The sequence below is a fragment of the Adlercreutzia equolifaciens genome, from assembly GCF_029076695.1.
In the GTDB taxonomy this organism is placed as follows: Bacteria; Actinomycetota; Coriobacteriia; order Coriobacteriales; family Eggerthellaceae; genus Adlercreutzia; species Adlercreutzia equolifaciens_A.
This window is the reverse complement of sequence record NZ_JARFIK010000300.1, coordinates 1-310: the sequence shown is the minus strand read 5'-3', so window position 1 is coordinate 310 and position 310 is coordinate 1. Positions and strand designations below refer to the sequence as shown.

The following is a 310-nucleotide window of genomic DNA, read 5'->3' as shown; positions in this document are numbered from 1 at the left end:
CAATGGAGGCGCACTGGGCCAGGGCCTCCATGAGGATGACGCCGGGCAGCACCGGATGATCGGGGAAGTGGCCGCGGAACAGGTCCAGAGCGGCCGGCACGTCCAGCTCGCCCTCGATGGAGACGCCGGGCTCGACGGCGGTAATACGGCTCACCCACACGAAGGGATCGCGATGGGGCAGAATGCCCTCGATTTCCGCACGCCCCCAAGGCTGGGGCGGCAAGACGGTCTGATCAGCCATGACGCAACTTCTTTCTTAGTTCTGATAGGGCGTGAAGGCCAGTGCGGCATTATGGCCGCCGAAGCCGAG

Annotated in this window: 1 protein-coding gene; it reads right to left on the bottom strand. The window is 65.2% G+C overall.

Annotation, left to right across the window (positions count from 1 at the left end; translation table 11 throughout):
- Positions 1–241, bottom strand: a 241-nt coding sequence (locus PZH32_RS12485; protein ID WP_428994050.1) for a 3-hydroxyacyl-ACP dehydratase FabZ family protein, incomplete at its 3' end; no start/stop codon positions are given.
- Positions 242–310 lie beyond the last annotated feature (69 nt).